The 12647-nt window shown below is 60.8% G+C and carries 9 protein-coding genes; 5 read left to right on the top strand and 4 right to left on the bottom strand.

Annotated features, from left to right (window positions below):
• Positions 1-31 precede the first annotated feature (31 nt).
• Positions 32-376: a YggL family protein gene (locus ACVVH8_RS09535; RefSeq protein ID WP_095189455.1), complete on the bottom strand. Its 345-nt coding sequence runs from the start codon at positions 374-376 to the stop codon at positions 32-34.
• A gap of 234 nt (positions 377-610) precedes the next feature.
• Here ACVVH8_RS09535 and dacB point away from each other — a divergent pair, with 234 nt between their 5' ends.
• The gene (gene dacB / locus ACVVH8_RS09530) at positions 611-2071 is read left to right on the top strand and encodes a D-alanyl-D-alanine carboxypeptidase/D-alanyl-D-alanine endopeptidase (protein ID WP_103303884.1); all 1461 of its coding nucleotides are present in this window, start codon (positions 611-613) and stop codon (positions 2069-2071) included.
• Between the two features lie 137 nt (positions 2072-2208).
• Here the strand turns inward: dacB and ACVVH8_RS09525 are convergent, their stop codons facing one another.
• A complete protein-coding gene (locus tag ACVVH8_RS09525; RefSeq protein ID WP_475229667.1) occupies positions 2209-4590 on the bottom strand; it encodes a sensor domain-containing diguanylate cyclase in 2382 nt (793 codons plus the stop codon).
• 145 nt (positions 4591-4735) lie between these two features.
• Positions 4736-7006: a bifunctional 23S rRNA (guanine(2069)-N(7))-methyltransferase RlmK/23S rRNA (guanine(2445)-N(2))-methyltransferase RlmL gene (rlmKL, locus tag ACVVH8_RS09520; RefSeq protein WP_166222320.1), complete on the bottom strand. Its 2271-nt coding sequence runs from the start codon at positions 7004-7006 to the stop codon at positions 4736-4738.
• A gap of 530 nt (positions 7007-7536) precedes the next feature.
• Between rlmKL and rmf the strand changes: the two genes are divergently transcribed.
• Entirely contained in the window at positions 7537-7752 is a 216-nt protein-coding gene (rmf, locus tag ACVVH8_RS09515; protein ID WP_003223300.1) for a ribosome modulation factor, read from the top strand.
• 284 nt (positions 7753-8036) lie between these two features.
• Here rmf and ACVVH8_RS09510 read toward each other — a convergent pair whose 3' ends face one another.
• Positions 8037-9056, bottom strand: coding sequence for a quinone-dependent dihydroorotate dehydrogenase (locus tag ACVVH8_RS09510; protein WP_103303881.1), 1020 nt, complete (start codon positions 9054-9056; stop codon positions 8037-8039).
• A 223-nt stretch (positions 9057-9279) separates the two neighbouring features.
• Here ACVVH8_RS09510 and ACVVH8_RS09505 point away from each other — a divergent pair, with 223 nt between their 5' ends.
• The 3 genes from ACVVH8_RS09505 to ACVVH8_RS09495 all read left to right on the top strand — a co-directional run bounded on the left by ACVVH8_RS09505 (position 9280) and on the right by ACVVH8_RS09495 (position 12645).
• Positions 9280-10491 carry a CmpA/NrtA family ABC transporter substrate-binding protein gene (locus tag ACVVH8_RS09505; protein ID WP_475229665.1) on the top strand — a complete coding sequence of 404 codons (1212 nt, stop codon included), beginning with the start codon at positions 9280-9282 and terminating at the stop codon, positions 10489-10491.
• 15 nt (positions 10492-10506) lie between these two features.
• Positions 10507-11082 carry an ANTAR domain-containing response regulator gene (locus tag ACVVH8_RS09500; RefSeq protein WP_007916390.1) on the top strand — a complete coding sequence of 192 codons (576 nt, stop codon included), beginning with the start codon at positions 10507-10509 and terminating at the stop codon, positions 11080-11082.
• Between the two features lie 351 nt (positions 11083-11433).
• Complete coding sequence (locus ACVVH8_RS09495) at positions 11434-12645, top strand: nitrate/nitrite transporter (protein ID WP_213028069.1); 1212 nt, start codon at positions 11434-11436, stop codon at positions 12643-12645.
• Positions 12646-12647: the final 2 nt, after the last annotated feature.

The following is a 12647-nucleotide window of genomic DNA, read 5'->3' as shown; positions in this document are numbered from 1 at the left end:
GGCGACCCTCAGGTCGCCGTTTTTTTCAGTATCACTTAGCCGCGTTGATCGGCTTTTCCGGATACCAAACGTCCAGCAGCGGGCTGATTTCAGCCTTGGTCAGCTCGGAACGGTTTTTCAGCCAGGCTTCAACGGCAGCGCGCTGCTCTTCGTTGACCGAGCCACGCTTCTGCAGGCAAACCAGACCGAAGTCGTCGCCGCCTACATAACCCAGACCGTTGGCTTCCATGGCTTCTTTGATGAAGGCTTCGAGGAAAGCGTCAATGGCTTCTTCGGACAAGTCTTCTTTGAAGTCCAGGTTCAGTTCGAAACCCAGCTCTTGAAATTCATCAACGCACAGTTTTTTGCGCAGACGCTGGGAACGGTTAGTCGCCATTGGAACAATCCTCTTAAGTAATAACGGCCGGCACTTTACCAGTTTAAGCGGTCAATTGCCCGATTCTCTGGACTGCGCAGCCGACCGCCTGTAAAAAAATCACGGATTAGCCACCCCGGGGACGGCACAAGCGGTTACACCTTGGGGCATAATGCCGACACTTTCGTGACCACTGAGGGCTTTTTCATCCATGTCCTCGTTATTTTTCCCCTCTTTTGCAGGGTTTTATTTCTTATGATCAAATCGTTGCGTCCACTTTTTCTGGCCGGCCTTCTTCTTCCACTGGCCCTGCCTGTCTCCGCTGCCACCATCAATACTTCTCTCACCCCCAACGTCGAAAAAGCCCTCAAGGCGAGCAAGCTGCAGCCGACTGCCCTGTCGCTGGTGATGGTGCCGCTGGATGGCCCGGGCACCGCGACCGTGTACAACGCCGACGTATCGGTCAACCCGGCCTCGACCATGAAACTGGTCACCACCTATGCGGCGCTGGAGATGCTCGGTCCCAACCATCAGTGGAAAACCGAGTTCTACACCGATGGCGACCTGAGCGGCGGCATCCTCAACGGCAACCTCTACCTCAAGGGTGGCGGCGATCCAAAGCTGAACATGGAAAAACTCTGGCTGCTGATGCGCGACCTGCGCGCCAACGGCGTGACCCAGATCACCGGTGATCTGGTGCTGGACCGCAGCTTCTTCGTGCAGCCGCAACTGCCGGAATTCAATGACGACGGCAACGACGAGAACAAACCGTTCCTGGTCAAACCGGATTCGCTGCTGGTCAACCTCAAGGCTCTGCGTTTTGTCGCGCGTAACGACGGTGGTCGGGTGTTGATCTCGGTAGAACCGCCGATTGCCAACATCCGCATCGAAAACACCGTCAAGGCGTTGAACTCCAAACAATGCACCGGCGGCGTGCGCTACAACCCGGTGGCGCAAGCCGACGGCAGCATGACCGTCACCGTCGCCGGCCAGTTGGGCGATGGCTGCAGCTCACAGACTTACCTGTCGCTGCTCGACCACGCGACCTACACCGCTGGCGCCGTTCGGGCGATCTGGAAGGAACTGGGTGGCAGCATCCAGGGCAAGGATCGTCTCGCCTCGACCCCGAGCAACGCCAAACTGCTGGCCCGCGCCTACTCGCCGGATCTGGCCGAGATCATCCGCGACATCAACAAATACAGTAACAACACCATGGCCCAGCAGCTGTTCCTGAGCCTCGGTCAGAAATTCCGCAACGACGCCGACGGTGATGACGCCAAGGCCGCGCAACGCGTGGTGCGTCAGTGGCTGGCACGCAAAGGCATTACCGCGCCGCATCTGGTGATGGAGAACGGCTCCGGCCTGTCCCGCGCCGAACGCGTCAGCGCCCGTGAGATGGCCAGCATGCTGCAAGCCGCCTGGCACAGCCCGTACGCCGCCGAATACATCAGCTCGCTGCCGATTGCCGGCACCGACGGCACCATGCGCAAACGCCTGAAGACCACCGCGATGCGCGGCGAAGCTCACGTCAAGACCGGCACCCTGAACACCGTGCGCGCGATCGCCGGCTTCAGCCGTGATGTGAATGGCAACACCTGGGCGGTGGTGGCGATCCTCAATGACAAGGCGCCGTTTGGGGCGTCGTCGGTGCTGGATCAGGTGCTGCTGGATCTATATAAGCAGCCAAAACTGGCGCAGACAGCTTCGGTACTGTAAGCCAATCCCGCCGACACCATGGAACCCTGTGGGAGCTGGCTTGCCAGCGATAGCGCTATGTCAGTCACCGAAGATGCTGACTGAAATGACGCTATCGCTGGCAAGCCAGCTCCCACAGGTTTGTGGTGTATTGAATGTCAGCTCATCTGCTCAACCCGATCGCGCCCGCCCTGCTTGGCTGCGTACACACCCGAGTCGGCGCGCAGCAGCAGCGAATCCGCGCCCTCCCCCGGTCGCCAGCTGGCGATACCGAAACTCGCAGTCACCACGCCGACCACATCCACCGGCGCACTGCGCAGCCCCTGCCACAACTCCACCGCGAGCATGTACGCGTGTTCGCCGTCGATGTCCGGGCACAGCACCATGAACTCCTCGCCGCCCAGACGACAAAACACATCGGTACGGCGCAGCCGATGGCCGATGCGCTCGCACACGGCTTGCAGCACCCGGTCGCCCACGGCATGGCCGTACTGGTCGTTGATGCGTTTGAAGTGGTCGATGTCGAGCATGATCACCGACAACTCCCCGCCGCCACGCTCGACCCGGGCCATTTCCGTGGTCAGGCGCTCCTGAAAATAGCGGCGGTTGTGAATACCGGTCAGCGAATCAGTCACTGACAGCGCACGAAGTTCTTCCTCGACCCGCTTCAGATCGGAAATATCCGAAATATAGCCATGCCACAGCACACCGCCGCCGGGCAGCTCTTCCGGCGTCGCCTCACCACGCACCCAGCGCAGCCCGCGCTCGGGCAATTGCACGCGGTATTCCTCGCGCCACGGGCTGAGGTTGTCCGCCGAGGCGCGAATCGAGGTGCGCACGCGGGTGATGTCCTGTGGGTGGATGCGAGAAAAGATCGCCTCGGCGTCGAGCAGCAGCACGTCCGGCTCCAGCTCGTAGATCTCGCGGATGCCGTCGCTGGCGTAGATCACGCTGAAGCGCCCGTCGAATTCCATCTTGAACTGGTAGATGCCACCAGGCACGTGAGCACTGAGTTTCTTCAGCAGCACGTCCCGCGCCGCCAGGGCCTCGTGGACGCGCTTGCGCTCGGTGATGTCGATACAGATCGCCAGATGGCCTACCCACAGGCCCTGCTCATCGAGGACCGGAGTGGCGAGCATGTTCACTGGCAGGTGGCTGCCATCGCTGCGTACCAGCGTCCACTCGCGAGCCTCGTGACCGCCGACTTCACCGCCCTCGACCAGCATCGCGTGGCAGGTCGGGATGCTCTTGCCGTACCGCGCACTCAATTCCGTAGAACGTGCGCTCAACTCCCTTGGCAAGTGCAGGTTTTCCAGGGTCATGTGGCCGACGACGTCGGCGCTGCTGTAGCCGAGCATCTGTTCGGCGCCGGGGTTGAAAGTATTGATCACCCCGCGCAAATCGGTGGCGATGATCGCGACTTGAGTCGCGGCATTCAGCACCCCGCGCAGTTGACCGTGGGTGCCGCGCAACTCCTGCTCACGCTCGTGCAGTTCCTGCGTGCGCAATTCGACCAGGCGCAAGGCGCGCTGGCGCTGGCTGACCAGCACATAGAGCAACGCGCTGAGCAGCAGACTCAGCAAGCCGCCAAGAATGATCACGCTGCCCACCGAAGAGTGATTGGCCTGCATAAAGGCTTCGCTGGGCAGGATATCGACCTGATAGTCGTGATCGGCCATGCGCACCAGCCGCGTCGCCGCCAGATCGCTGAGCGCCGGCTCGTTGGTGGATTCGAACAACACTTCGTGCTGATCATTGGTCGACAGGTCGAGAATGCGCACGGACAAGTAGTCATGAAACGCATCCGGCAAGCCATCGGCCAGCAGCTGGCGCATGCTGATTACCGCCATCACGTAGCCGAACGACTGTTGCTGGCCAGCCCGCATCACTGGTGCAACCAATAGCACCCCGCGCGCGTAGGACGGTTCGATACTCACCAGATGCATCGGTTGCGACACCGCCAGACCACCAAGCTTGTCTGCACGCTGGAGGGTGTCCCGACGCAGCGGTTGCGCCAGCAAGTCATAGCCCAAAGGCGAGCCGAGGCGACTTTGCGTCTGGCTGAACAGCACGGGCACGTATTCATCGCGCAGGCCGGACAGTTGCAGCTCGCCCTGTGCATTGAGTTCGCGAATGGTAAAGGTGCTCAGCCCTTCCTCTCGCACGCGCTGTTCAAAAGCGCCGCGCTCGGCAGCACTGACCCGCAGGGCAAACGAATAGGCCTGGGTACGCAGTAATAAAGGTTGGGTGTAGCCATCGAATTCGGCGCGGGACACCGATTCGGAGTTGGCGAAGAAGCGGCGCAAGCCGTCGAGGCGTTGCTCCTGATCCTGGAAGCGTTCTTCGATGCGGCTGTAACGCTCATTGGCCAGCAGTTGAAAGCGCTGACGCAATTGCTGCTCAAACTGATTGAAGGTGGCCCAGGCGAGCAGCCCCGTGAGAATCCCGCCGGCGAGCAATACCAGCATCGCGACCAGCCAGGCCGAGACTTCTTCGCTGATAAAACCCAGAATCTTCGGGCGCACGGGGTGCAACGACATAAGGGCAACTCACCACAGCAGCATTTCGGGGATACCCCCATTGGCCATGAGTGAGTTATAGCTATTAGCCATTAATTTGGCTAGCGCTGATCGGATCCAAGAGCCGTTAAAAATCAAGGCTCTGTGGATCCAACTTTGCCGAGTGTCAACGAGCCGTGATTTTCCAGGCGCGGTGGATCTTGGTGTTGCGCGCGAAATCCGGATCGATGGTCTGCGCGCTGATTTCCTCGACCGCATAACGCTCGGCGAGGTTTTCCTCCAACTGGAACTTGCGGAAGTTGTTGGAGAAGTACAGCACGCCACCCGGAGCCAGACGCGCCATGGCCAGGTCGATCAACTGCACCTGATCACGCTGCACGTCGAAGATGCCTTCCATGCGCTTGGAGTTGGAGAAGGTCGGCGGATCGATGAAGATCAGGTCGTATTCGTCACGACTGCTCTCCAGCCACGCCATCACGTCGCCCTGCTCCAGACGGTTCTTGTCGGAGAAGCCGTTCAGCGACAGGTTACGACGGGCCCAATCGAGGTAGGTTTTCGACAGGTCGACGCTGGTGGTGCTGCGCGCGCCGCCCTTGGCCGCATGCACACTGGCCGTCGCGGTGTAGCAGAACAGATTGAGGAAGCGTTTGCCGGCGGCCTCTTTCTGAATACGCATGCGCATCGGCCGGTGATCGAGGAACAGACCGGTGTCGAGGTAATCGGTGAGGTTGACCAGCAACTTCACGCCGCCCTCGCTGACTTCATTGAACTTGCCTTGCGCGGCCTGACGCTCGTACTGCTTGGTGCCACTCTGGCGCTCGCGGCGCTTGACCACTACGCGGCTCTTGTCGACGTTCAACGCCTGCGGAATCGCCGCCAGTGCGTCAAACATGCGCGCCGAGGCTTTTTCCGGGTCGATGGACTTCGGTGCGGCGTATTCCTGAACGTGCACCCAGTCGTGGTACAGATCGATCGCCATCGCATATTCCGGCATGTCGGCATCGTAGACGCGGTAGCAATCGATGCCTTCGCGCTTGACCCACTTGCCCATCGCCTTGAGATTCTTTTGCAGGCGGTTGGCAAACATCTGCCCGCCTTCGCTCAAGCGCGGCTGCTCGATCACTGGCGCCGGGGCCGGCGTCGGTTTGATCGGGTTGCCGTTCTTGTTGAACTTGCGCTCTTGCGGCTCGTCCGGAGTCTGATCGTAAGCCGCTTGCTCACGCTCGGCCTGACGCTGCTCCGGGGTACGACGCTCGCCGGTGACGAACTGATCCGGCAGCACTTTGATCAACAGCAGCTTGCACGGCAACGCGCCGTTCCAGAACGAATACTGTTTGTGGCTGCGGATGCCCATGCGCTTGCCCAGATCCGGCGCGCCGGTGAATACCGCCGCTTCCCAGTTCAGGCAGGCCTGACGCAGGCGCTCGCCGAGGTTCTGGTAGAGGTACAACAGGCTGGCTTCGTCACCCAGACGCTCGCCGTACGGTGGGTTGCAGATCACCAGACCTTTCTGGTTCTGGTCCGGGCGCGGCTCGAAGGTCGCGACTTCGCCCTGGTAGATCTTGATCCACTCGCTCAGACCGGCACGTTCAACGTTGTTGCGGCCCGGCTGAATCAGGCGGGGGTCGGCTTCGTAACCACGGATCCACAGCGGCGGCTTGGCCAGACCGGCAGCGGCGCGCTGGGAAGCCTCTTCGTGAAGTTTTTTCCACAGCGCCGGCACGTGACCGAGCCAAGCGGTGAAGCCCCACTGCTCGCGACGCAAGTTCGGCGCCATGTCGGCGGCGATCATGCCCGCTTCGACGAGGAACGTACCAACCCCGCACATCGGGTCAGCCAGCGCACCACCTTCGGCAGCAATGCGCGGCCAGCCGGAGCGGATCAGAATCGCTGCCGCGAGGTTTTCCTTCAGCGGCGCAGCGCCCTGCTGCAAGCGATACCCACGCTGGTGCAGGCTGTGGCCGGAGAGGTCGAGGGACAGAATCGCTTCGCCGCGATCCAGACGCAGGTGAATGCGCAGGTCCGGATTGAGCTTGTCGATGCTTGGGCGATCGCCTTGCGGGGTGCGCAGCTTGTCGACGATGGCATCCTTGACCTTCAAGGCGCCGAAGTGGGTGTTGTCGATGCCCGAGCCATGACCACTGAATTCGACGGCCAGGGTGCCATCGCTGAGCATGTGATCCTGCCACTCGACGTCGAGCACGCCGTGGTACAGGTCTTCAGCGTCCTTCATCGGGAAACGCTTGAGCACCAGTAACACGCGGTTGGCCAGACGCGACCACAAGCACAGGCGATAAGCGGTTTCCATGGTTGCCATGCCACGCACGGCGGAAGTGTGCTCGCGGGCTTCTTCAAGGCCAAGCCCGACGGCTTCCTCGATGAGCAGGCCTTCAAGGCCTTTAGGGCAAGTGAGGAAGAGTTCGAAACGGTCGGACATGGTTTTTCCAGAGCCTTTGGCTAGTGAATCGGCAACGCATTGCCGATCCGGTTTTCAATCAGGCGCTTTTCTACAAGAACGCCCGCGTGGCACGAAGGTGTGCCATTCCATCCCCGCTGCTCGGGTTAAAAGAGCTTAGATGCAAGGACAGAGAAAAAAGTTGGTGCAACAAAAAGTCTTAAAGCGACCCTTCGTCGAATATTACCTGAGTCTAAACGTGGGTCATTCTCACTAAAGAATTAAGCCCATCATCCAGTGCGGCGCCGATCATACCGGGGTTTGCTGAAAAAACATTCATGAAACCCACAGTTACTTATGGCTGTAGCACTATTTTCGTTACGTCCTTATGACAAAACGATCATTCCCTCGGTGTGACTCATTGGTTAGAACTGAACACAGGTTGACGTCCCAACGGCGTCAACACCTTGGCTCGCCACGCCGGCAGCGAGCCGCCCACGGCAGAGTTTTTCTGCCAGACCTCGGTTGAGGTCAACGCGACACAAACAGTCAACAAGTGAGGGAAACACCCTATGAGAAGACTTAAGCGTGATCCGTTGGAAAGAGCATTTTTGCGCGGATATCAATATGGCGTTGGTGGCAAATCCCGTGAGCTTTGCCCATTTACTCTACCGTCGGTACGCCAAGCCTGGATCAACGGCTGGCGAGAAGGACGCGGCGACAACTGGGACGGTATGACCGGCACTGCGGGAATCCACAGACTCAACGAACTTCACGCCGTCGGCTGACACAGGGCATTTATTCCGACACGACAATCTGAATTTGTAACGCATTAACCACGCACGTCCTTCCCGGACGGCGGGCTACGGCCCAGGGGCTCCTTCGAGGAGCCCTTTTTTATGCCTGCTTATCCGCAAGGTGATCCTGTGGTGAGGGGATTTATCCCCGACCGGCTGCGCAGCAGTCGCAATCCTGAGCCCCTGATTTTACTGGCACATCGAGGTGAATGGTTTTGGGCTGCTTCGCAGCCATCGGGGATAAATCCCCTCGCCACAAAAGCCCTCGGCAAACCTCAACGCAGCGCGGCGATAGCATCTACCGACTCACGAATCAGCGCCGGGCCTTTATAGATGAAGCCAGAGTAGATTTGCACCAGGCTGGCACCGGCAAGAATTTTCTCGGCCGCGTGCTTGCCTTCGGTGATGCCGCCCGCCGCGATGATCGGCAGACGACCACCCAGTTCACCCGCCAGCACCTTCACGGTATTCGTGCTCTTCTCACGCACTGGCGCGCCAGACAAACCGCCCGCCTCGTCGCCATGTTCCATGCCTTCAACACCGACACGGCTCAAGGTGGTGTTGGTAGCGATCACCGCGTCCATCCCGGTTTCGATCAGGGCCTGAGCGACTTGCGCGGTTTCTTCATCAGTCATGTCCGGGGCAATCTTGATCGCCAGCGGCACATGCTTGCCGTGACGCAGCGCCAGTTCGGCGCGACGGGTGGCCAGGTCTGCCAGCAATTGTTTGAGCGAATCACCGAACTGCAGACTGCGCAGCCCCGGGGTGTTCGGCGAGCTGACGTTGACCGTGATGTAACTGGCGTGGGCGTAAACCTTGTCCAGGCAGATCAGGTAATCGTCAACTGCGCGCTCGACCGGGGTATCGAAGTTCTTGCCGATGTTGATACCCAGCACGCCTTGGTATTTCGCAGCAGCCACCCGCGCCAGCAGGTTATCCACACCGAGGTTGTTGAAACCCATGCGGTTGATGATCGCCTCGGCTTCCGGCAGGCGGAAGATCCGTGGTTTCGGGTTGCCTGGCTGCGGACGCGGGGTCACGGTGCCTATTTCGACAAAACCGAAACCCAGCTGCGCGAAGCCATCGATGGCGGCGCCGTTCTTGTCCAGACCGGCCGCCAGCCCCACCGGGTTGGGAAATTCCAGCCCCATCACGGTCACCGGCATTTTTGCCGGGGCCTTGCACAGCAAGCCGTTTAAGCCCAAACGCCCACCCGCGCCGATCAGATCCAGCGACAGATCGTGGGAGGTTTCCGGGGAAAGTTTGAACAACAGCTGACGGGCCAGGGTGTACATGGGCGGCAATGACTCGGGCGGCGAAAAGAGGCGGCGATTATAGCCGGGCATCGACCTGCGGCGCGAGGCGCACGCACAAATCGCTGGCACTGGCATATGCCTTGCACTCTCCTGGCTATCAGCGCGCGGGCCAACGAAGGCAGGCGCGCAAGGACAATGGCGTCGTCTTCGGGTTTTGCCTGCGCAAAGTCTGTGGCGGCGCTTTTTTTCGAGGTGACGTTGTATGAATGAACCTTCGGTAGGGCCGCTGGCCTGGGTCAATGGCAGCGATGCCCCGGAAAAAACCGCGATCAACCTGGGCTTCATGGCCCTGAGCGATTGCGCCTCGGTCGTCGTCGCGGCCACACAGGGCTTTGCCCAGCCTTACGGGCTGACCCTGAACCTCAAACGCCAGACCTCCTGGGCCGGTTTGCGCGACAAACTGGTCAGCGGCGAACTGGATGCCGCCCACAGCCTGTACGGCCTGATCTACGCGGTGCACCTGGGCATTGGCGGCGTGGCGTCGACCGACATGGCGGTATTGATGGGCCTTAACCAGAATGGTCAAAGCCTCAACCTCTCCCACGGCCTGCAAAATCTCGGCGTGACCAGCCCTGAAGCGCTCGACGCGCACGTGCACCAAAGCCGCGCAAAACTCACCTTCGCGCAGACCTTTCCCACCGGCACCCATGCCATGTGGCTTTATTACTGGCTAGCGAGTCAGGGCATTCATCCTTTGCAGGATGTCGATAGCGTGGTGGTGCCGCCGCCGCAAATGGTCGCGCACCTGCAAGCCGGGCGCATCGACGGCTTCTGCGTCGGCGAACCGTGGGCCGCCAGCGCGGTGCAGCAGGATCTCGGTTTCACGTTGGCCACCAGCCAGACCATCTGGCCCGATCACCCGGAAAAAGTCCTTGGTTGCACCCGCGCATTTGTCGAGCAATACCCGAACACGGCGCGGGCGCTGGTGATGGCGATCCTCGAAGCCAGCCGTTTCATCGATGCAAGCGCGGAAAATCGTCGCAGCACCGCGCAGCTGCTCAGTGCGCCGGAATATCTGGACGCGCCGGTATCCTGCATCGAACCGCGTTTTCTCGGTGATTACGCCGATGGCCTCGGCAACCGCTGGCAGGATCCGCACGCGCTGCGCTTCCACGGTAACGGCGAGGTAAATCTGCCGTATCTGTCGGACGGTATGTGGTTCATGACCCAGTTCCGCCGCTGGGGTTTGCTGCGTGAGGATCCGGACTACCTTGCCGTCGCCCGTCAGGTTCAGCAGTTGGATATCTACCGCGACGCGGCAACCGCTGTCGGCGTCGCCGCGTGGGGCACCGACATGCGCAGCAGCCAGTTGCTCGACGGCAAAGTCTGGGACGGCAGCGACCCGGCCGGATACGCACGCAGTTTCAAGCTGCACGCCTTGAGCGACGACGCTCCCCTGCTCGCTCGCCGCTGAAAGGAGCCCACGAACATGTTGCGCATTCTGCTGATCAACGACACGGCGAAAAAAGTCGGGCGCCTGAAAGCCGCGCTGACCGAGGCCGGTTTCGAGGTAATCGACGAGTCAGGTCTGACCATTGATTTGCCGGCACGCGTCGAAACAGTGCGCCCGGACGTGATCCTGATCGATACCGAGTCACCGAGCCGCGATGTCATGGAGCAAGTGGTACTGGTCAGTCGCGACCAGCCACGGCCGATCGTGATGTTTACCGACGAACATGACCCGGGGGTGATGAGGCAGGCGATCAAATCCGGGGTCAGTGCCTACATCGTCGAGGGGATCCACGCACAACGCCTGCAGCCGATTCTCGATGTGGCGATGGCGCGTTTCGAGAGCGATCAGGCCTTGCGCGCACAGCTTCAGGCCCGTGACCAGCAACTGGCCGAGCGCAAGCGTATTGAGCTGGCTAAAGGGCTGCTGATGAAGATGAAGGATTGTAATGAGGAAGAGGCCTACACCCTGATGCGCCGCCAGGCGATGAGCCGACAGCAGAAGCTGATTCAGGTGGCGGAGCAGATCATTGCCATGAGTGAGTTGCTGGGCTAGCCCCCTCCTACCGATCGTTCCCACGCTTTGCGTGGGAATGCATCCCTTGACGCGCCGCGTCACCTCCTTGAAGCAGACGCGGAGCGTCCATAGCGGCATTCCCATGCGGAGCGTGGGAACGATCAGGATAGAGATGGCACAAATCTCGCTATGTAAAACGCACAGGTAACCAACGGCGGTTGCCCCACCCACGACAAAGACGTCGCTCACCCGCTCGCCCCACCCGGCGAATCAGGTAGCGGCGTTTTTGCGTTTTGGCCCCACAGACCGGGGCCGGTGGTGCGGCCGTGGCGGCGCCCCACTTGCTGTTGCATGACTCCTTTCGAGACTCCTTTTCAGCTGAGGTGCGCGATGAATTCAAGCTTCTGGAAATCCGGCCACGCCCCGACCCTGTTCGCGGCCTTCCTCTATTTCGACCTGAGCTTCATGGTCTGGTACCTGCTCGGCCCCTTGGCGGTGCAGATCGCCGCCGACCTGCACTTGACCACCCAACAACGCGGCCTCGTCGTCGCCACGCCGATCCTTGCCGGTGCGCTGCTGCGCTTTGTGATGGGCATGCTCGCCGATCGTCTGTCGCCGAAAACTGCCGGTCTGATCGGCCAGGTCATCGTAATCTGCGCACTGTTCGGTGCGTGGAAACTCGGCATTCACAGTTATGAACAGGCGCTGATACTCGGTCTGTTTCTTGGCATGGCCGGTGCGTCATTCGCCGTCGCTCTGCCGCTGGCGTCGCAATGGTATCCGCCGCAGCACCAGGGCAAAGCCATGGGCATCGCCGGTGCGGGCAACTCCGGCACCGTGTTCGCCGCGCTGCTCGCCCCGGTGCTCGCGGCTGCGTTCGGCTGGAGCAACGTCTTCGGCTTCGCTCTGATCCCGCTGATCCTGACGCTGCTGTTGTTTGCCTGGCTGGCGAAAAACGCCCCCGCACGCCCGAAAGCCAAAGCCATGGCGGACTACTTCAAAGCGCTGGGTGACCGTGACAGTTGGTGGTTCATGTTTTTCTACAGCGTCACCTTCGGTGGCTTCATCGGCCTGGCCAGCGCCCTGCCCGGCTACTTCAACGATCAGTACGGTTTGAGCCCGGTGACCGCCGGTTACTACACCGCTGCCTGCGTGTTCGGCGGCAGTTTGATGCGACCGCTGGGTGGCGCACTGGCTGACCGTTTCGGCGGTATCCGCACGCTGCTGGCGATGTACACCGTCGCCGCCGTCTGCATCGCGGCCGTGGGTTTCAATCTGCCAAGTTCCTACGCAGCACTCGCGCTTTTCGTCTGCACCATGCTCGGTCTGGGGGCAGGCAACGGCGCGGTTTTCCAACTGGTGCCGCAGCGTTTTCGTCTGGAGATCGGCGTGATGACTGGACTGATCGGCATGGCCGGCGGCATCGGCGGTTTCGCGTTGGCGGCCGGCATGGGCGCGATCAAACAAAGCACCGGCAGCTATCAATTGGCCTTGTGGTTGTTCGCCAGCCTCGGTGTGCTGGCGTGGTTTGGCCTGCACGGCGTCAAGCGTCGCTGGAGAACCACTTGGGGTTCGGCAGCGGTAACGGCAGCGCGGGTCTGACG

The sequence above is a fragment of the Pseudomonas trutticola BRTCR10 genome (assembly GCF_056155105.1).
The sequence above is the reverse complement of the archived record's forward strand: the minus strand, read 5'-3'. Positions and strand labels throughout refer to the sequence as shown.